Annotated in this window: 18 protein-coding genes, 1 tRNA gene and 3 pseudogenes; 12 read left to right on the top strand and 10 right to left on the bottom strand. The window is 61.0% G+C overall.

All coding sequences use genetic code 11. The annotated features are described in order from the left end of the window. The first annotated feature begins 5 nt into the window (after positions 1 to 5). Complete coding sequence (locus QKE52_RS12340; RefSeq protein WP_347948913.1) at positions 6 to 455, top strand: DUF1990 domain-containing protein; 450 nt, start codon at positions 6 to 8, stop codon at positions 453 to 455. A 14-nt stretch (positions 456 to 469) separates the two neighbouring features. On the opposite strand, the gene QKE52_RS12335 is transcribed toward QKE52_RS12340, so the two are convergent. Next, positions 470 to 1432 carry a YwqG family protein gene (locus QKE52_RS12335; protein ID WP_347948912.1) on the bottom strand — a complete coding sequence of 321 codons (963 nt, stop codon included), beginning with the start codon at positions 1430 to 1432 and terminating at the stop codon, positions 470 to 472. Between the two features lie 103 nt (positions 1433 to 1535). Here QKE52_RS12335 and QKE52_RS12330 point away from each other — a divergent pair, with 103 nt between their 5' ends. Further along, positions 1536 to 3512, top strand: coding sequence for a VWA domain-containing protein (locus QKE52_RS12330; protein ID WP_347948911.1), 1977 nt, complete (start codon positions 1536 to 1538; stop codon positions 3510 to 3512). 117 nt (positions 3513 to 3629) lie between these two features. Here QKE52_RS12330 and QKE52_RS12325 read toward each other — a convergent pair whose 3' ends face one another. The 3 genes from QKE52_RS12325 to QKE52_RS12315 form a co-directional block, all read right to left on the bottom strand. Continuing rightward, a complete protein-coding gene (locus QKE52_RS12325) occupies positions 3630 to 4460 on the bottom strand; it encodes an aspartate dehydrogenase domain-containing protein (RefSeq protein ID WP_347948910.1) in 831 nt (276 codons plus the stop codon). 183 nt (positions 4461 to 4643) lie between these two features. Beyond that, a tRNA-OTHER gene (locus tag QKE52_RS12320) sits at positions 4644 to 4790 on the bottom strand. Beyond that, a complete protein-coding gene (locus QKE52_RS12315) occupies positions 4781 to 4972 on the bottom strand; it encodes a hypothetical protein (RefSeq protein WP_347948909.1) in 192 nt (63 codons plus the stop codon). The genes QKE52_RS12320 and QKE52_RS12315 overlap by 10 nt, the downstream gene beginning before the upstream one ends. A 322-nt stretch (positions 4973 to 5294) precedes the next feature. On the opposite strand from QKE52_RS12315, the gene QKE52_RS12310 reads away from it, so the two are divergent. Together QKE52_RS12310 and QKE52_RS12305 are read left to right on the top strand one after the other, a co-directional pair. Next, positions 5295 to 5525 (top strand): hypothetical protein, encoded by a 231-nt coding sequence (locus QKE52_RS12310; RefSeq protein WP_144014150.1) that lies wholly within the window; start codon positions 5295 to 5297, stop codon positions 5523 to 5525. A 206-nt stretch (positions 5526 to 5731) separates the two neighbouring features. Then, positions 5732 to 6367, top strand: coding sequence for a type I restriction-modification system subunit M N-terminal domain-containing protein (locus tag QKE52_RS12305; RefSeq protein ID WP_144014151.1), 636 nt, complete (start codon positions 5732 to 5734; stop codon positions 6365 to 6367). 26 nt (positions 6368 to 6393) lie between these two features. Here QKE52_RS12305 and QKE52_RS12300 read toward each other — a convergent pair whose 3' ends face one another. Continuing rightward, positions 6394 to 7248, bottom strand: a complete 855-nt coding sequence (locus QKE52_RS12300; RefSeq protein ID WP_185963841.1) for a DUF4062 domain-containing protein — start codon at positions 7246 to 7248, stop codon at positions 6394 to 6396. Here QKE52_RS12300 and QKE52_RS12295 point away from each other — a divergent pair. Then, the gene (locus QKE52_RS12295) at positions 7247 to 7552 is read left to right on the top strand and encodes a hypothetical protein (RefSeq protein ID WP_049157405.1); all 306 of its coding nucleotides are present in this window, start codon (positions 7247 to 7249) and stop codon (positions 7550 to 7552) included. The two genes, QKE52_RS12300 and QKE52_RS12295, sit on opposite strands and share 2 nt — an antisense overlap. On the opposite strand, the gene QKE52_RS12290 is transcribed toward QKE52_RS12295, so the two are convergent. Both QKE52_RS12290 and QKE52_RS12285 read right to left on the bottom strand, forming a co-directional pair. Then, complete coding sequence (locus QKE52_RS12290) at positions 7549 to 7725, bottom strand: hypothetical protein (protein ID WP_305138042.1); 177 nt, start codon at positions 7723 to 7725, stop codon at positions 7549 to 7551. The genes QKE52_RS12295 and QKE52_RS12290 overlap by 4 nt on opposite strands. Positions 7726 to 8056: 331 nt before the next feature. Then, the gene (locus QKE52_RS12285; RefSeq protein ID WP_239663651.1) at positions 8057 to 8455 is read right to left on the bottom strand and encodes a hypothetical protein; all 399 of its coding nucleotides are present in this window, start codon (positions 8453 to 8455) and stop codon (positions 8057 to 8059) included. A 56-nt stretch (positions 8456 to 8511) separates the two neighbouring features. On the opposite strand from QKE52_RS12285, the pseudogene QKE52_RS12280 reads away from it, so the two are divergent. From QKE52_RS12280 to QKE52_RS12270, 3 genes and pseudogenes are all read left to right on the top strand, one after another. Then, positions 8512 to 8908: pseudogene (locus QKE52_RS12280) on the top strand (arsenate reductase ArsC). An 83-nt stretch (positions 8909 to 8991) separates the two neighbouring features. Continuing rightward, positions 8992 to 11538, top strand: coding sequence for an ATP-binding cassette domain-containing protein (locus QKE52_RS12275; RefSeq protein ID WP_347948908.1), 2547 nt, complete (start codon positions 8992 to 8994; stop codon positions 11536 to 11538). After that, positions 11535 to 13268 (top strand): ABC transporter ATP-binding protein, encoded by a 1734-nt coding sequence (locus QKE52_RS12270; RefSeq protein WP_347948907.1) that lies wholly within the window; start codon positions 11535 to 11537, stop codon positions 13266 to 13268. Before QKE52_RS12275 ends, QKE52_RS12270 begins: the two co-directional genes overlap by 4 nt. A 195-nt stretch (positions 13269 to 13463) precedes the next feature. Here QKE52_RS12270 and QKE52_RS12265 read toward each other — a convergent pair. Further along, positions 13464 to 14657, bottom strand: a pseudogene (locus QKE52_RS12265) (IS3 family transposase). A gap of 175 nt (positions 14658 to 14832) precedes the next feature. Between QKE52_RS12265 and QKE52_RS12260 the strand changes: the two are divergent. Together QKE52_RS12260 and QKE52_RS12255 are read left to right on the top strand one after the other, a co-directional pair. Continuing rightward, positions 14833 to 15180, top strand: a complete 348-nt coding sequence (locus tag QKE52_RS12260) for a permease (RefSeq protein ID WP_347948906.1) — start codon at positions 14833 to 14835, stop codon at positions 15178 to 15180. A 30-nt stretch (positions 15181 to 15210) separates the two neighbouring features. Next, positions 15211 to 15339 carry a hypothetical protein gene (locus QKE52_RS12255; protein WP_347948905.1) on the top strand — a complete coding sequence of 43 codons (129 nt, stop codon included), beginning with the start codon at positions 15211 to 15213 and terminating at the stop codon, positions 15337 to 15339. Positions 15340 to 15463: 124 nt separating this feature from the next. Here the strand turns inward: QKE52_RS12255 and QKE52_RS12250 are convergent, their stop codons facing one another. Both QKE52_RS12250 and arsB read right to left on the bottom strand, forming a co-directional pair. Then, positions 15464 to 15883 (bottom strand): low molecular weight phosphatase family protein, encoded by a 420-nt coding sequence (locus QKE52_RS12250; protein WP_063279266.1) that lies wholly within the window; start codon positions 15881 to 15883, stop codon positions 15464 to 15466. Beyond that, positions 15880 to 16999 (bottom strand): annotated as a pseudogene (arsB, locus tag QKE52_RS12245) (ACR3 family arsenite efflux transporter). Before arsB ends, QKE52_RS12250 begins: the two are co-directional and overlap by 4 nt. 86 nt (positions 17000 to 17085) lie before the next feature. On the opposite strand from arsB, the gene QKE52_RS12240 reads away from it, so the two are divergent. Together QKE52_RS12240 and QKE52_RS12235 are read left to right on the top strand one after the other, a co-directional pair. Beyond that, positions 17086 to 17433 (top strand): metalloregulator ArsR/SmtB family transcription factor, encoded by a 348-nt coding sequence (locus QKE52_RS12240; protein ID WP_301715159.1) that lies wholly within the window; start codon positions 17086 to 17088, stop codon positions 17431 to 17433. Positions 17434 to 17454: 21 nt separating this feature from the next. After that, positions 17455 to 18462, top strand: a complete 1008-nt coding sequence (locus QKE52_RS12235; protein WP_239207749.1) for an ArsO family NAD(P)H-dependent flavin-containing monooxygenase — start codon at positions 17455 to 17457, stop codon at positions 18460 to 18462. Positions 18463 to 19335: the final 873 nt, after the last annotated feature.

Here is a 19335-nt window from a genome sequence, read left to right as displayed (position 1 = left end):
GCCCCATGCCTGAGCCACTGTCCTATTCCTCCACCGAGGGCTTCCCGCAGCTACACATGTCCCGCGTCATAGACGCCGATTTCGATACTGCCGCAGACAAACTGTTCCGCTGGGGCCTGCAGCGCAGTGGTCTTTTTCGGGTTCGCCCGAGCCACGCCACGGTGGAAGAAGGCGCGGAGGTCGGCCTCGGGTTGGGGCCGTGGGAGTTTCGCTGCCGCGTGGTGGATGTATTCCGCGAGGAGGGCCGCTGCGGCTTTACCTACGGCACCCTCCCTGGCCACATCGAGCGCGGCGAGGAAACCTTTACGCTGGAGCGCCTGCGGGATGGGCGCACGCTGCTGCTTGTCGACGCCTCCTCCCAGCCCGCCCACCTAACCTTCCTGCGCCCGCTGCTCGATATTCCCCGGCGCGCACTGATCCGGTGGTTTTATCTGCGGGCGCTGGATGAGCGATAGGGATGGCAGCCGCTTTAGCCGCAGTCCCAGTCGAAGAGAACCTTGTCGAAGTTACGCGCGGCGAGGTCTTCGGGGTGGATGTAGAAGTTTCCGATTCCTCCATCACCCCATTCGAATGTGCCACCATTATCCACAGTCGCGAGTGCGATGTGTTCATCGCCGATAGACAGCTTGCTGGGGTTCCAGTAGGTAGCGTAGCCGCCGAGGCGAACCTCGCACTGCCCGTCCTCGAGGTTTACGCGCTCCTCTGATTCCTCAGCGGTGGGATCAACGCTGAACCCCTCGGCTTCAACGCGGGCCACAATCTCATCGAACATTTCCTTCTGGCCGTCCTTAGTATCGCCGGGGAGCTTGGTCGCCTCAATTGTGGTTTCCCCGTCGATAACGCGACGCGTAATAATGTCCCAGCCGTATGTGTGAACATCCACAAAGTCCTCGCCGCGCCGCAGGAGGGCACGAAGATCATTGTTCCAGAAGGCGGTGCGGCCAAACTCGTGCGCGTTTTCGGTAACGCTCAGCTCGCTCAGCTTCCCGTCGATAGTCGTAGCCTCCAGCGGTTCTTCGGCTGGGTGCTCTCCTGAATCCTCTACTTCCTCCGGCACCTCGCCTACGTGTGGGGCGGAAAGATCTTCGAGGTATCGAGCGAAGGGCGTGGAAGTGCGTTCACCTGTCGCCACATACTTGTTACATAGTTCCATTCCCCATCCGTACTCACCGGGTACGAAAAGCTGAAGGAGGCCGGACGTAGGGAAACCGGGAAGCGGTTCAAACTCAGCGAAGTTGAACTGAGCAATAAAGAACATGGGCTCGTCGTCGTACTCGGGGTACTGCGCGTGCTCTGGCAGGTACGGGGTTCCGCACAGCTTGGAGGTGGTAGGCGAATCTGGGCGGGAGCTTTCCTCAAAGTCGATGATCGGGCGCATGGGGACACTGTCGAAGGAATACTTCAGGGCATAAAAGTCGTCTTCTGCTGTCATGGGGGCGATTTTAAAGAAGAATCATGCAGGTAGCTCGGGGGATATTCCCCACCGCTTTTTCGAAAGCAAGCGGCACGCAGGCGTTCAATGTAGCTTGGCTCACATGGATAACACGTCACGCTTCTCTCTAACGCCCCTGTTAACGGCGTTGATCGCTGCTCTTGGAACAACCGCTCTTGCCGTTGCATCAGGTCTCCTTCCAGTAGCCGCTGCTGAAGAAGAGACGAATTCCTCCAGTTCCTCTTCGAGCAACATGGCCCCCACCATGGTGGTCTTCGATTCCTCCGGCTCGATGATCACCAACGATGCCGGCGGGCAGACCCGCATTGATGCCGCCAAGGAGGCTGCCCGCACCTTCATCACCGAAGCCGGGGACGACGCCCCTCTGGGGCTTGTCACCTACGGCGGCAACACCGGTGAGGCTCCCGAAGATGAGGCGGCCGGTTGCCAGGACATCACCGTGGTCACACCACCCGAGGCCGGTAACTCTGAGAAGATGATCGCCCATATGGATGGCCTGCAACCGCGCGGCTTTACGCCCATCGGCGAGTCCCTACGCAAGGCCGCCGCTGAGCTACCAAAGGAAGGCCAGCGCAGCATCATCTTGGTCTCCGATGGCGTTGCCACCTGCACCCCGCCACCCGTGTGTGATGTGGCGAAAGAGCTGAAGGAGCAGGGCATCGACCTAGTCATCAACACCGTTGGCTTCAACGTTGAGCCCGAGGCACAGCAGGAACTGCAGTGCATTGCCGACGCCACCGGTGGCACCTACGCCGACGCCTCCGACGCCGATAGCTTGGCCAAGGAGCTGAACCGCGCAGCACCCCGCACCTTCAACGCCTACGAGTCAGACTTGGAGGAAATTGACGGCGGCGAAACCGAAGGTTCCCCGGCCAAGGTAGACCGTGACGTAGAGGCCTTCTCCACCACTCTTCTTCCGACGGAAGGTAAAGGGCACTCGGCTGAATCCACCACCTACTTCACCACCCCTATTGCTGAAGGCGAGTACGTGGTGATTAGCGCCAACACGACACAAAAGCCGAGTATTAATAACTTCCGAAAAGGTGGATCACACCAATTAGATGTTGACTCAGTCGAGCTATCCTGCGAGCTCGACACCGCTACCGCTACTGACCTCGGCCCGAACCAATACCAAACAGCGACCTTGTATAGCACCCAAGGTGGTGAAGAGGGCTGCGACTCCGATGAGCTTGCCTTCATTATCGAGCGACGAGGTGATTGGAAACAGGATGAGGAGCTCGGCGTAGAAGTGACCATCACCCGCTTTGGCGAGCCGGACATGGAGGGCCAACCAGATCCGGCCGAGGAAAAGACCCCTGTAGACCCAGTCACGGTGTCCGGTGACCCCGCCGAGGTTACTCCCGGAACGTGGTTCACCGACGCTGCTGAGCTCACCCCACAGCAGCCAGTACGTGCGCAAATCGTGCCTGGTGAAACGCACTTTTATCGCATTTCTGCCGAACACGGGCAACAGGTTGCCGGCACGGTCTCCATGGTCGAAGAGGCCGATGACTTTGACAACAACGGGCCGGGTGACTCCCTCGTTCTTACCGGCTACAACGAAGCACGCGCAAAAATTGATCTGGAGGGTTCCCGCGCCGTCGTAATTAAAGACGGCACAATCGATTTCAGTTACCCCGCGCCCATCCTCTTTGCCAACCGCTATGGCGGCTCGCTCAACGATGGTGCGGGAGGTCTAGGAATTGAAAAGGTATGGCAGGGCGGCGAGCAATATATCGCCGTCAACTACGAGAAGCTCCTCACCGACCAGGAAATTGATGAAAATACGCAGCTTCCCGTGCTGACCTATGACCTCGTTGCAGACGCCGTGGGCGATCCCGTTCCGGAGCCTACCTTTGCACCAGTCAAGCTCGAGACCGAGAAGCCCTCTGCGCCAGCAGAAAAAGAAGATAAAGAAGACACGGAGAACCGCGCGCAAGACAACGATGATTCATCGCTCTTCTCCGGCTTCCCCTTCCTCTTGGTAGGGCTCGGCCTTCTGGTCCTTTTCGGCCTCGTCATCGCTCTGGTTGTTGTCATCAGGAGCCTCAACCGCTAGCCACGCTCGCGACGAATGTCGTTCACGGTAAATAGTGCCCCGAATCTTCAAGATTTCGGGGCTTATTTACGGTGACTGTCGTGACGTAGTACTCCACCCTGCAGGGCACCACCTCCGCTACTGAAGCGGAGCCATCGCGTGTCTTAAAGTGTGCGCAACCGACAACGCCGTAATGGCTGAGGTTTTGGGATTTACGGGACTGGGAGCAGATTCGCTAACCAGAGAGAACGTACCGGCCGAGCCTGATACCTCGATGTGATGGCGCGTATCAGCCAGATTCGGAGAAGCAATGAGCTCAACCGATACGCGCTCAAGCGATCGCGCAAGCAACTCGTCATCGCTGGAGCCTCTGCCGCGAGTTGCCCAAGCAAGAGCGACGGAAACATTGACGTTGCCGGGGAATTTTGCAATCGCGTCACTAGGCCTGCCGCTGAAAAGTACAAACGGTTCTGTTGCGTTTTCTAATTGCGCGCGCTCGTCATCATTCATCCATCCTTGAATGAGGGCTTCGGCTTTCTTGGTCGTTCGAATCTTTACGGTGTCCACGGCATTCGACTCTGCAAGCGCTGCCCACAAATCGAATCCGCCGATCGCACCAGAGGTGACATGCACTTTCCCAGGTCCAGATAACAGTGCTTGGCGCGCATCAGGATCGGCCAAAGCGCCTACCGAAGTCAACACCAGATCCTTGCCACGTGTAATCACCGCCGGTCCGTGTTCTTTCGCCGCCGCAACGCCTGCGCATTCAACCACGATGTCGTGGGCATCGATGAGCTTCGGAAGATTGTCATCGTAAAGGGATACTCCCAAGGCGCCGCGTTCCCGGTGCGTGGCAGCATCACGTACAAAGGCACTGACTTCGAATTCCGATGGGTCAAAAAGCGTCACCAATTGGCGCCCGATTGCGCCAAAACCAAGGAGTAAGACGCGTGGAGCCGAAGCAGACATGACAATCCTCCATTACCTTGCGGTTGATATGTGAGCCCACTCTATCCCCTTTAGTTCTTGCCACGGGATTTCTGGCTTGGGCTGGGGGTAAAGGTCTGGCCCTTAACCCTGGGCTGGCCTCGGGCTCGCCTCAAAACGAAGAAGAACCCCACCAGTCACGTTGACTGATGGGGTTCTGGAAGTTGGTAGCGGGGGCCGGATTCGAACCGACGACCTCTAGGTTATCGGATTACATTCGAGCCTAACAGGCGTTATTCGATTCTGACCATGCTGTTTAGAGGAATTTTCGATCATTTAGAACCATTGAGAATCATCCAGAATCATCCCTCTAGTGCACCATCTAGTGCACCACCTTCAAGTGCCGACTGCATGGCCAAAACGTCGGTAAGGTCCGTGTAGTTTCGGGCGTTCATGGCCTCAGTGTGACCAAAGAATGCGCTGCGAATCTCGGAGGCAACTCCGCGAGCGATTGCTCGGTTGTTGAGTACCGTGCGCCAGGCGTGTGATCTCATAGAAGAAAACACTCTGAACCAGTGCGCCCTCTGGGCTAGCATTGGACTGCTATCTACACTTTCCTAGGATAGGCACGAGAAAGGGGTTATGTTAATGAGACGCATGATGGCGCGGATAGGGTTCATTAGTATTGTCTCCCTATTACTCTCCTCTTGTAGTTTTGATGACCCATTGGCTTCTCATCTCGCGTCCGTAGAACGATCGGGACATGCAATCCCCGTTACTGAGTCCATCACACTGGAGGAACTCTACGGACCAGAGTGGACTGAGTTTTCGCTCGTGTGCCCATACACTCCGTATCAAACAGTCAAAGAAACACTTATGGCTGATGATCCCCCTGTTCCAGAACACGGCTTCTCCGATCACGAAAACTTCCTCTTTCTTAGAGGAAAGGGCGACAGCGAACAATGGGTGAGGTTCTCTCGACAGGCTCTCGATCTGTGTTCTCCATCAAGTCCGTCTTCTTTAATCATGGAGTCAACGACAGTTGCTCTCAGTTTTTCTCTGGATAATCCGGGTGGTGCTTGGATTCTAACCGGCTTGAACAAGTAGTCGTATGGGCTCGCTGCTCCTGGGCAGTATCGGGAACACTCAGATTGGGGTCAGCGTGCACGCCCAGGCGATCATCGTCGCGGCCTTGAACGAGCAGTGGGATCGTCTTGACGGTGGCCAGCAACGGAGCATCGTGAAGGGCCTGACCCCGGAAAGTAGACACGTCGGGGGGGGGTTAGCTATGCGGCTCGGGTCAGTGTAGCTGATTGGAGTGCTTCGAACCGGAGGACTACGGCGACTACATCCTGCCGCTGACAGTCCTGCGCCGACTGGAGTGCATCTTGGCTCCCACCAAGGACAAGGTTGTAGACCTAGCCACCAAGCTCAATGCCGAAGGCATGAGTGAGGCTTACCTGGACTGGGAGGTGCAGTCACAGTTCGGGTTGTCCTTCTACAACACCTCGCAGTTGGACTTGACCCGAATCGCGGAAACCGACGACCACGTATTCGACTCGCTTATGGATTACGGCGGCGCATTCTCACAAAGCGTCCGCGATATTTGGGACGCATTCGACTTCGCGGTCAAGATGCGCACCCTCGATCAAGCTGGCCGCCTGTGGCCGGTGGTCAAGCACTTCTCCACCATTGACATGTCTGTAGAGGCACTCCCAGACGCACAGATGGGTGACCTGTTCGAGCACGTCATGTACCGCGCCTTTAACACCAAGGGCAAAGCTGCGGGTGCCTTCTACACCCCGCGTGATGCGATTCGTCTCATGGTGGACATTCTCTTTGAATCCGACGATCTGGGCTTAACCTCGCCGGGTGCTTCGCGCACCGTCTACGAAACTTTCATGCCACGACGGATACAAACGCGCGCGAACTACGATTTAGCCGCCTGACTGGTTCACCGACGTAACCTCGCGCTTCATTGGACGTCGAAAGTCTTCGACTGTTTTTCATTATCTTCGACCCAGTGAACGGTTAGCTTTGTGCCTGCGGTGCCCATCGAATACGAGACTGGCACTTTCCAGATGACCCCAGGTTCCAGCGTGATTGGCTGATCATCCACAAGGAGTCTCATAAGGCCCGATGCGGCTTGGCCTTCGAAGGTCACCGCTTCAGCAGCGAGATCACCAGTATTGGTAACCTCAAACCAGTGTTTCGTTTCGTATTTGATCTTGCCGCGCTTGTCAATTTCCTTTTCGTGTCGCTCGCTCTTTGACTCGACGCGGAAGCGGACGCCGAGCGGCTCATGGCGCACCCCGACCACGGAGAGATCGATTTTGACTAGGTCATGCTCGACGGCAGCCCAGACTTGGTTCTCCAGTTGGCGGATGTCATCGAATTCTCCGAGCAGTCCCCGCTCCTTGATTTCATTCTTGAAATTTCGGAGACCCTCGAGTTGCGCAGTATCGACGTCATGAGGCAGTGGGGCTCTTGAGAAAAACAGGTGTACCGGTTTCCCGCTGTTTACTGCTCGCTCAATCTCTTCAACTGTTCCCGACACTGCATCTGGTGTTGGTGAGCCGAGTCGGCTGCCGAAGAGCGCGACCACGATGTCGGCTCCGTCGACTCCCTGGGTGTTGATGATCTCCTGAGGGTGACCTCCGAGCAGCGGTACAGAATTGGTCTCCCACCGCCACGGCAGTAAGACTACATTCCGAGTCGTCGCGTGGAGTCGATTCCATGAGTGCAGAGCGCCCTCGACTGCATCTCGGGCATCGGGTACGTCGGATGGGGAGGCGACGAGAACGCGCAGAACGGTTGCCGGAAAGCTCATGACTTTATTCAACGTGTCTAACTGCCCGGGTGACGAGAGGAGAGTCCTAGGACCACTAGGAACTGGTCGCGATTGTCTGTTCGCTGCCGTCGCGGCGCAGGCCCTGTCGCGCGCGGCCAAGGCGGGCGATACCTCTCCCGGGGCCGTGACGGCGGCGATCAAGACGACGGCCGAGTGGCTACACAATACGCCGGCGATCGCGCGCGATTCCTATATCAATCCGCGGGTGATCGAGCTGTTTGAAAAGGGCACGGTCATCTCGGGTAAGGCGACCGACGCGAAGGTGCGGGCCCTGCTGACCTAGGCTTCGTCGCTCTCCGGCCACGTGATGGGCGTGGGCGACACATCGCGGGCGGCGAAGCGCTCCGAGCCGATTCCGGCGGCGACGACGAGCACGATGCCAAGGACCTGGATTGGCAGCGATACTTGGGCGAGGACGATCGCGCCGATAAGCACGCTGATCGCGGGCTCCAGCACATGAGGGTGTCGAAGGCGGCCGGGGCCATGGCACGCAGCGCGACGATTTCGAAGGCGAGAGGGATGACCGGCATCAGGAGTGCGAGCCCGAGCGCCGTGGCGATGACCGGCAGGGACAGGTACGGCAGCGCCTCGGGTAGCCCGATGGGCGCGTAGGCGATGGCGACGATCGGGATGGTGTAGGCGAGGGCGCTGATACCGGAAAACCGATCACCGACGCGTTGGGTTAAGACGATATACAGCGCCCACCCGAGCCCGGAGCCGAGGGCGAACAGGATGCCGACGACGTCGACGTTACCGATCCAGGGCCGGGTCAGTAAGACGACGCCGATCATGGCGAGGGCGGGATAGGAAAGGGCGCGCCGCGAGGTGCTTGTGAGCGCGGCAAGGACGAGTGGGCCGAGGAATTCCAGAGCCATGGCGGTGCCGAGTTAGATGCGCTGGATTGCGGCAAAAAGAAGAAAGTTAGCGAGCCGGTGGTGACGCCGAGGGCGGTGACGAGACCGGCGTCACGCCAGGTCATACCGCGCAGGCGCGGGCGCGCGATTGCCAGGATGAGGACGGCGCCGGCGGCCACGCGCAGCCAGGCAGCCCCGCGCGGCCCGACGTCGTTGATCAAGCCAACGGCGAAGGCTCCCGAGAGTTGGACCGAAAGCATGGCAAGGACGGTGAGTAGCCAGGGCGGCACCTCGGCCGCCCGGGCTTGCTGCTTGTCGCGCCATAGGCTCACCCTTCCAGGCTAGACCCTGCCTTGGCCATTGCCCACGCCTGCGGTTCAATGGGGCTATGACCCGACCCACGATCATGTTTGTGTGCGTTCACAATGCAGGCCGCTCCCAGATGGCGGCGGCCTTTGCCAAGACGCTGTCCGGCGGACGCATTGAGGTCCGCCCCGCGGGCTCCGCCCCCGCTGATTCGATCAACCCCGTGGTACGAGAGGCGATGGCGGAGGTCGGGATCGATCTGGCCGCGGCGCGCCCGAGGGTGCTGGTGGCCGAGGACGTGCAATCCTCCGACGTCGTCATCACGATGGGCTGCGGCGATGCGTGTCCGTTTTCCCGGCACGCGCTATGAGGATTGGCAGCTGGCCGATCCGGCTGGGCAGGACCTTGCCACCGTGCGCGTGATCCGCGACGAGATTCAGGCTCGGGTGCGCGAGCTGGTGGCGAGCCTGCAGCCCTAGGCGCCGCGCCGACGCATTGCACCCCGCCCTCGACTTAGGCTAGGATTACCTTAATTTGTGGCACGGCGCAGGAGGGAATGCACATGGCGAAACGGGGTTTTGAGGGCGTGCTGACGCGCGGATTTGGAGCGCGCGACCACAGCGCAACAGTCACGGCCGTGACCTACCTCGCCCCGCATTTCGTGCGAATCCACCTGGTGAGTGCAAGTCTGCTTGCCGAGGTCGTTCTCACGCCCACGGCCTGGCTGCGGTTCTGGTTCCCCGATCCGGACGGCAGCGACCAGGAACATCAGCGCGGCTACACCATCGTCGAGGCCGACCCGGATACCGGTGAGTTCGCGATCGACGTGGTGCTGCACGAACCCGCCGGGCCGGCCTCCAGCTGGGCAAGCCAGGCACAGCCGGGCGATACCATCGCGGTCACTACGCTCGGCTCGACGGGTTTCGTCCTGCCCGAGGAACTACCCGACGGATACCTCGTCATTGGTGATGCCGCGTCGCTGCCCGCCATCAATTCAATCCTCGAGGTGCTTCCATCCGAGCTGCCGGTCGAACTGTACCTGGAAGAGCACACGCTCGATGACCACATGCTGGAAATCCGCACGCATCCGCGCGCGCGAGTGCATTGGGTGCCGCGCGTCGATGAGGCGAGCCTGGCGGCGGGACTGGCTGCGCGGGACTGGTCGAACTGGAGCGCGTGGGTGGCGTGTGAGTCCGACAGCTTGAAATATGTGCGTCGCCGCCTGATGAACGATTTTGGCTTCCCGAAGTCCGAAATCCAAGCCCGCGCCTACTGGTGTTATGGGCGGGCATTCGGCAAAAAACGCCCCAAGGATCTGCCCGAGGCTGCCGCCGCGCAGGTACCTGCGGCCGGCGAGGCTGCGCCTATCAGCGGGACGTGGCGGGCTGAGGCCGGTCGGCGCCTGCTCGCCCCGCTGCGCACAACCTTCATCCTGGCGGCGATCGTGCAAGCGCTGGCCACACTCGCGCAGCTGGCCCCCTACGTCCTGCTCGTCGAACTCGCCCGGCTGCTGCTCGTCGGCGCCGGCACCGACGCGCTCATCCGCCTGGGCTGGTGGGCCGGCCTGGTCCTTATCGCGGGCGCGCTACTCACGACCGGGCTGATGACCTGGCTGCACATCGTCGATGCGCGCGTCAGTCAGGACCTGCGCACCCGACTGCTGATGACGCTCGGACGCGTGCCCCTCGGGTTTTTCGATACCCGCAGCGCGGCGCACATCAAGCAGCTGGTGCACGATGACCCGCTGGCGATGCACTACCTCATCACGCATGCGGTGCCCGATGCGGTCGGCGCCATCGTCGCGCCCGTGGCCGTCTTGGGCTACCTGTTCGTGATCGACTGGCGGGTGGCGCTCACCCTGCTGCTGCCGGTGCTCGCCTACCTGATCGGCATGTACATCATGATGACGCAGTCGGGCCCGCGCGTAGTGCAGGCGCCGCAGTGGCGCCAGCAGATGGCCAGCGCTGCTGACGCCTACCTGCAGGGGCAGGCCGTCGTGCGCGTCTTCGGGGGTGCAGCCGCCGCGCCCTTCACCCGGAGCCTGCGAGACTACCTCGATTTCCTGCGATCCTGGCAGCAGCCGCTCAGCGGCCGCAAAACCTTCATCGATCTGGTCACGCGCCCCGCGACGTTCCTGTTCCTCAGCTGCGTGGTGGGCACCGCGCTCATCACCGCGGGCATGATGGATCCGATCTCGCTGCTGCCCTTCCTCTTTCTTGGCACGACGTTCGGTGCGCGGCTACTGGGCGTCGGCTACGGTCTGCAGGCGCTACGCGACGGTATGCTCGCGGCACGCCGGATCCAGGTCATGCTCGACCAGGAGCAGCTGTCCACGCTGCCTGAGGTCGAGCACGCGGCGAGCGCGCCGAGGCCCGCTGGTCTCGTCGAGTTCGATGATGTGAGCTTTGGCTACGACGCGTCTACCCCCGTGCTGTCGGGCGTCTCGCTGCGCCTGGCGCCCGGTACCATCACTGCGCTCGTGGGCCCGTCCGGTGCGGGTAAATCCACCCTGGCGAGCCTGCTTGCCCGGTTCTACGACGTGACCGACGGCGCAATCCGCATCGGCGGCCACGATCTTCGTACGCTCGAGGCATCACAGCTGTATTCGCGGGTTGGCTTCGTCTTCCAGAATCCGCAACTGGTGCGCGCCAGCGTCCACGAGAACATCGCGCTCGCCCGCCCGGATGCCAGTCGGCACGAGGTGGAGCAGGCTGCCCGCGCCGCTCACATTCACGAGCGCATCCTCGCCCTACCGGACGGCTATGACACGATCCTGGGCGCTGACATCGCCCTATCCGGCGGTGAACGCCAGCGCATCACCATCGCCCGTGCGCTGCTGGCCGACTGCCCAATCCTCGTGCTGGACGAGGCGACGGCATTTTCCGACCCCGAATCCGAATACCTCGTCCAGCAGGCGGTCAGCCGCCTGACCGCCGGACGCACCGTGCTGCTCATCGCTCACCGCCTGCACACCATCACTGGCGTCGATACCATCGTTGTGCTCGATGGCGGCCAGATCATCGAGCAGGGTCGGCACGAGGAACTGCTCGCACGCGGCGGTCGCTACGCCGAACTCTGGGCAGCCGCCGAGACGAAGGCCACCTCATGATCCGCACGCTCATTAACCTGCTGCCACCGGCCCAGCGCCGCCATATCACCCCCTACCTGGCGCTCACGGCGCTAAGTATCGCGCTACGCGCCGCAGCGGCGCTCGCCCTCATTCCGCTCATCTCGGCCCTGTTCAGCTCGCAGCCGGGTGATGCCTGGCGCCCTCTGGCCATGATCGCGATCGCTACGGCGCTTGGCTGGGGGTGCGATAGCGCCGCGGCCCGCCACGCCTACGCTGTTGGCTTCGTGCTGCTGGATCACGCTCAGCACACCGTCGCCGAGCGCATCACCACCATCCGATTGCAGTGGCTGACCGGCGATAACCTGGCCACCACGCGTCAGGCGGTCGCTGCCACCGGTCCCGAACTCGTCGGGTTGATCGCCTACCTGGTGACGCCGCTGCTGAACGCCCTTATTCTTCCGGCCGCGATCGGCATCGGCCTGCTGTGGTTTTCTCCGACGCTCGGCGCTGCAGCGCTGGCGTTCCTGCCGCTGCTGCTTGGCGCCCTCGCCCTCTCGATGCGCCTGGCGCGCAGCGCCGACGCCGCCGCGGATCGCGCCCACGCCCAGCTGTCCGAGCGCCTCCTGGAGTTCGCCCGCACCCAGCAGGCGTTGCGCTCCGCCCGCCGCGTCGATACCGAGAGCAGCCATGTCGGCCAGGCACTTGCCGCGCGCACTCATGCGATGAGTCGACTGCTCGCCTACCGCGCGCCCGAGCAGCTGGTTTTCACTCTGCTGACCCAGCTCGCCCTCATTGCGCTCAGCGCCCTCGCGGTCAGCCGCGCCGTCACCGGCGAGGTTTCCCCCGCCGCCGCGATCGCGCTCATCGTCGTCATCGTCCGCTTCTTGGAGCCCCTGGCGCTCGTGGCCGATATCACCGCCGGCTTGCAACTGACCACGAACGCACTGCGCACCATCCACACCGTGCTTGCCGCACCGCGCGAGCACCCCGGAACCGCGACACCAACCCTCTCAACCGCTCCCCAGATCGAGGTCGCCGACGTCACCTTCGGTTATGACGCCACGCGCGAGCGCCCCGTGCTTGACGGCCTGAACCTCACCTTCCAGCCGGGCACCACAACCGCGATCGTCGGGCCTTCTGGCTCGGGCAAATCCACCCTGCTGTTCCTGCTGGCCGGGCTCCACCAGCCCACCTCCGGAAGCATCCGTATCCAGGGCACGGACCTCGCCGAGCTCACTCCCGCCGCCCGCCGCGCCCTCATCGCCGTCATCTTCCAAGACCCGTACCTGTTTGACGGCACACTGCTGGACAACATCTCCATCGGTAATCCCCACGCCAACGGCGAGCAGATCGAGCGCGCCACCGCACTCGCGCGCGTGGATGCCGTTGCCGCGCAACTCACCGACGGCATGGCCACAATGGTCGGCGACGGTGGCACGCTGCTATCGGGCGGGCAGCGCCAGCGCGTCTCGATCGCCCGCGCCCTGCTCAGCTGCGCCCCCGTGCTGCTAGTCGATGAGGCCACCAGCGCGCTCGATACCGAAAACGAACGCGCCGTCGCCGCTGCCCTGAGCTCGGAGACCACGCCCCGCACCCGCATCATCGTCGCGCACCGCCTGTCCTCCATCCGTCAGGCCGACCGCGTCATCTTCTTCGATGCCGGCCGCGTCATCGAGGACGGCAGCATCGAGGACCTGCTCGCCCTTGATGGCCGCTTCGCCGCATACTGGCGCCAGCAGCAGGCCGCCAGCGCTTGGCGCGTGCGCTAGTGCTCCCGCCAAGCCCTACGGTAGATTCAACGCCATAGCCTACGTGACCCAGCTCACCGCCGGGTTGAAAGGATGGCATCAAGAAACGCTGTGCAGCAATGGCTCTGGTTTTTGCAGCTACGCTCGCCGGTTGTGGCGACGAGACCGCACCTGAGAGGGGCCTGACCCCCGGAAAGTAGACACGTCGGGGGTTAGCTATGCTGCTTGGGTCAGTGTAGCTGATGTGAGTGCTTCGAAGGCATCGGGGGCTAGAAGATTGCACCAGGAGTGCCGTCTGCGCGTGTTGTAGCGCATGCACCATCGGAAGACTTCTTGGCGGCAGATGATGGGATTGTCAAACACTTTCCGATCACGCAGAACTTCACGCTTGAGACTGGCGTTAAACGATTCTGCCAGGGCATTATCGGCACTTGTACCCACTGCTCCCATGGATTGGCGAACACCAAGTACAGCGCAGTGCTCTCTAAATGCTTGTGAGGTGTACACACTGCCGTGATCGGAATGGAAAATTGCCCCTTTAAGGCTTCCGCGGACTTTTCTGGCATGAGATAAAGCTTCGATAACCAGCGATACCCGCATGTGATCGGCTAGTGCATGGCCGACGAGTTTGCGAGAGTAGACGTCGATGACTGTGGCAAGGTACATGTTCTTGCCGCTCTTACACGGCAGGTAGGTGATGTCGCCTACATAGACCTGGTTTGGCCTGTCAGCTGTGAATTTGCGGCCTACTAAATCTGGCATGACGCGGTGGCCAGGCTTGCGCCTGGTGGTGATACATCGACGCCGTTTAGTAAAGCCTTTTAGCCCCATGGATTTCATGATGCGTGCGACCTTCTTGTGATTGATCGGAGGAAAGTCCTTATCGTCGTTGAGGCTTGCAGCGATGCGTTTAGCACCATAAAGCCCGTTCTCATCATCGAAGATGCTCTTGATTCTTGCACCAATAAGAGCATCCGAACACGTCTTTAACCTACGCTTTTCACGGGTGTTGAGCCATTTGTAGAACGAGGAGCGATTGAGCTTTAACACGTGGCACATCCGCTTGACCGAGTACTCGGTTCGGTGGTCATAGACAAACTGGAAGCGGATCACCAGCGTGTCTCTTTAAGCAAAATATTTCGCGGCCTTACGCAGAATATCGCGTTCTTCGCGCAGCTTAGAGACTTCTTTTTCTAGCTGACGAATTCGCTCGGAATCAGTCGTCTCCTGGGCCTTGTCGCGCATGGCCTTCGTGCGGGCACGTTTGCCGGTGCCGTACTGCTGAAGCCAGGAGAAAAGCGAGGAACGATTGACTCCAAGCTCTGCTGAAGCCGCGTGAAGTGAAAGGTCCTCATTGTTTTCATAGAGGGCCACAGCATCACGTTTGAACTGTTCGGAGTACCTAGGCATGGTGGTAGATTACCTTTCTTCCCAACCCAACCGGGCTGGATATCAGGTGTCTACCAAACAGGGGTCAGGTCCGTCACCCTTGAAACCCTAACCGCCTAGAGTTAAACTAGTCCAACTTTCGGAGGCAAGTTCAATCCGTCAGGCATAGGACGATCTTCGCCCCATACTCCTTCCGATGATCATCGGCGTGGCCATCGGTGCGTTCATCTACGGGGTCGTGCCCGAAGACGGCCTGAGATTTATGGCCGGTGGAAACGTCTGGTGGCTGATTCCACTGGCTGCGGCGATCGGTATCCCGCTGTATGTCCGACTGGAGACGATGCTGCCGGTCGCCCTGGCTTTATCGGGTGCCGGGGTGGCCATCGGCCCGATCTTCGCGATGATGATCGGCGGGTCCGGGGCCTCGCCACCGGAAATCTCGATGTTGGCGGCAGTGTTCAAGCCGAAACTGTTGGCCACCTTCGTGATCACCATTCTGCTGGCGGTCATGCTGGCCGGCTACGCGATGACGATCATCCTCTAAACCACGTACCTCTAACGAAAGGAGACCCTCATGGGCTTCAAAGACCTGTTTCACACGAAGAATACGAACTCCGATTGCTGCAGTGTCGAGATCGTCGCCGACGACGACACCGACACCACCAGTGACCAGGAGGAGGAGCGTCCGCAGGCTCAGTCCTAACCTGCCACGCTCCTGGTATCTACCAGCATGTCCGGTTTCAGGCCGACGACGCTGATGATCAGTTCAGGCATCAACGCCCCCGCGCGAGTTCGCGCGGGGGCGTTGATGGTGTGAGGTGGGGTGGTCAGTTCTCGAGCAGCTCGGCAACGAGCCGGCGTACACGCGTGTCGATGTCGTCACGGACCAGACGCATGCGCTCGATCCCCTCTATCCCCCTCCTGGACGGCTCGTCGGTCACCCACCGTTCGCACGTTCCGTGGGCGTCGTCGGGAAGCTCCAGCTGGGCATCACCTCCCAGGATGATCACGCGGTCAACCTCGCGCAACAGCTGTGGATCTACACCCTTAGGGTGGCCTGCGGACATGTCGGCACCGGCCTCGGCGATGACCTCGACGGACTGGGGGTTGAGCTTCGTGCCGGGTCTCGTGCCGGCGGAGTGGATCTCGATCCGGTCACCAGCGTGCTTAGCGGCTAGGGCTGCGGCCATCTGGGACTTGCCGCCGTTGCCGACGCAGACGAACAGAACTGTTGGGTGGGTGCTCATGAGGTGAAGTTCTCCTTCTCGGATACAGCAGTCTGCGAGGACAGTGTCGAGGATACGGGTAGGGTCGGATCCTGGGGGAAGAGTTTCGGTCCCAGCCACCGCATGGTGTAGACCAGGCCGACAAGCACCGGGATCTCGATCAACGGGCCGATCGTACCGGCCAGCGCCTGTGCGGAGGTCGCCCCGAAGGTGCCGATGGCCACGGCGATGGCCAGCTCAAAGTTATTGCCCGTGGCCGTAAACGACACCGACGCCGACTGGGCGTAATTCATTCCCGACGCCTTCGCAGCAATCAGTGCGATGGCGAACATGCCGACGAAGTAGGCCAGCAGCGGCACAGCCACGCGGGCCACGGTCCACGGCTGGGAGGTAATCTGCTCGCCCTGCAGGGAAAACAGCAGCACGATGGTATAGAGCAGGCCGATCAGTGCCAGCGGGGAGATCTTCGGCAGGTAGGTGTTTTCGTACCAGGCACGGCCCTTGGTTTTTTCACCGATGATCCGGGAGGCCACTCCGGTGGCCAGCGGGATGCCAAGGAATACGAGCACGGAAACCACGATCGACCAGAAGGAAAAATTCGGCCGAGGTAGTCGCCAGGCCCAACCAAGCCGGCAGGACCTGGAGGTAGAACCAGCCGAGTACGCCGAGCATGATGACTTGGAACACCGAGTTAATCGCCACCAGCACGGCCGTGGCCTCCCGGTCACCACATGACAGATCACTCCAGACGAGCACCATCGCAATACACCGAGCCAGGCCGACGATGATCAACCCGGTGCGCAGTTCCGGCTGATCTGGCAGGAAGATCCAAGCCAAGGCAAACATGAAAGCCGGACCGACCAGCCAGTTGAGGACGATGGACACCGTCATCAGGCGTTTATCGGCGGCGATCTCGACGGCCTTGTCGTAGCGAACCTTCGCCAGCGGCGGATACATCATCACCAGGAGGCCAAGCGCTATCGGCAGGGAAATCCCACCGACCTCTAAAGCGCCCAAGGCGTCACCAATACCGGGGACCACCCGGCCGATGAGTAGGCCAACGGCCATGGCGAGAATAATCCAGACCGGCAGGAAGCGATCTAAAAAGGTCATGCGTGGGCGGTTATCAACATTCATATTCATACGAGCCTTTCACAGTATTGACAAGCATCAATACAAAAAGTAGCTTTCATATTGATGATTGTCAATATAGAATGGTTGGTATGACACTCTCGCAGACTCTCCCGCTGGCGGACTTGTCCGACTGTTGCTCACTGGGTGCTGGCCCCTTGACCAGTGGTGAGGCCGAACGCTACGCCACATTGTTCAAGGTGTTGGCCGATCCCGCCCGCCTGCGTTTGCTATCGCAGTTGGCGGCCGACGGCTGCGGCCCGGTCAGCGTCGGGGAGCTGACAGAGACGTCGGGATTGAGTCAGCCTACCGTGTCGCACCACCTGAAGCGGTTGACCGAGGCCGGGTTATTGGACAAGGTCCGGGTCGGTCGGACGGTGACCCATCAGGTGCGCCCGGAGCTGTTCGCGGAGCTGCGCACCGTGTTGCAAATGGACTGAATCACCACCGACGAGAAGGAGATGACCATACACGTGACCAGCAAAGACTTCGAGGCGATCATTATTGGCGGTGGCCAGGCGGGGCTGGCCACCGCCTACTACCTGCTGCGAGCAGGCGTGGACATCCTGGTCCTCGACGATCAGGAGGATGCGGGTGGGGCGTGGCGGCATGTGTGGCCATCAATGACGTTGTTTTCCACCGCGGAGTTTTCCAGCCTGCCGGGCAAGCCTATGCCAGCCTACGAGGGGTTTCCACCGTCGGACCATGTCATCGACTACCTTGCCGACTATGAGCAGCGCTACCGGATCCCCGTCGAGCGCCCCGTGCACGTGGACCGCGTCGAGCGGGTGGCTGGAGGCTACCGCCTCCACGCCGGTGATCGGTCGTGGACGGCTCCCCATGTCGTAGCCGCCACCGGTACCTGGTCTACTCCCTTCGTTCCGGCCTACCCGGGATTGTTTACCGGCACGCAGTGGCATTCGGCGAACTATCCGGGGGTGGGCCCCTTCCGGGGGTCGTCCGTGGCTGTGGTGGGGGCGGCGAACTCCGCCGCGCAGATCGCCGCCGAGCTCACAGGTGTTGCCGAAGTCACCTGGTATACCCGCCATCCACCACGGTGGATGCCCGATGAGGTCGACGGGCGGGTGCTGTTTCGCCGGAACCGGCAACGCGCCCTGGCCGTCCAGCGCGGCGAGACCGATCCAGGGGCCGACTCGGAGCTCGGCGACATTGTCGTGCTGCCTCAGGTGCGCGCTGCCCGCGACGCCGGATGGTTGGCGGCAACGCCGATGTTTAACTCCCTCAACGAAGTACGGGCCGATCATCTGATCTGGTGTACCGGGTTTCGGCCGTCCCTCGGGCCGGTGCGCCGGCTCCTGGACGGCACGACCCCAAAATACCCGGGCCTGCACCTGGTCGGTTACGGCGACTGGACCGGCCCCGGATCCGCCACGCTCACCGGGGTAGGCCCCTACGCCAAGCAGACCGCGCGGACCATCGCGGACTCATTCGGCATGACCGTCAAGTAATCCCCGCCTGGCTGACAACCCCGAGGGGCATTCTGTCGTCAGCACAACGAGAGGAGTGGAGTTTCGATCGCTGCAGGAAACACCGGCACCTCATCCTCCGGGGGCCGAAAAGTGTTCCACATCTTCCCGCCCGGCGGAGTTTGAATGTGATCTGATCCGGGGGCGGAGACAGGCCGGTCTGGAGCCTGCCTGGGTTCGTGGCCGCACGGAAAGCCGGCCACCACTGCTCAGCGGGGACAAGCTGCGCACCGCGCGGGAAAATCCGCGAGAAGATCAGTTACTACCCCTGAACCCTCGCGGTGGCGTGTAAGAAGTCGGTATATCTATCGCCGGGACATCCCAGCTCTTCGGCGACCGCATCAGCAGTGCTTACTCCGACTTTCTCGTACTCAGCCAACCTAGCGATTACCCGTCCCTGTGCTCAGGCCTGTTCCTACTCAGCTTCAGGCATAGTCAGGTGTGATGTCGCAGCAATGTCCGTGTGGCTGCTGTCCATCCCTGTCTCCTTGCGCCCGGGAGCTCTGACATTTTCAGCCTAGTGCACACGAGTACTGACCGGATGGTGTTCCGAAGCCGTCGTCACAACCCTGGTCACCGGGGGCCATCTGTGCCAACGCCTTCTGACTCTGACAGTAATTCTAAAACTGTTTTTTGAGGTGTACTCCATCGTTTCTCCTTATACACAGACAACGGCTGTCTAGTTCCCTGGTGGCTGTTTTCTGACCACAGCGATCGTGGCTTGCATCCCGCCATATGGAAGTTGTCTTTGAAGGCTAGGCTACAATTTCAGGGTGGAATCACAGCTAGTCGCCTACATCGATGAGTCCTCCGCCCTTAGACCCCCAGACCGGCAGGAGTACATGGTGTGTGCAG

Origin of the sequence: Corynebacterium sp. c25Ua_47 (genome assembly GCF_039907205.1) — a bacterium.
GTDB lineage: Bacteria > Actinomycetota > Actinomycetes > Mycobacteriales > Mycobacteriaceae > Corynebacterium > Corynebacterium hiratae.
Note: the sequence above shows the minus strand (reverse complement) of the source record. Positions and strands in the feature narration are given on the sequence as shown.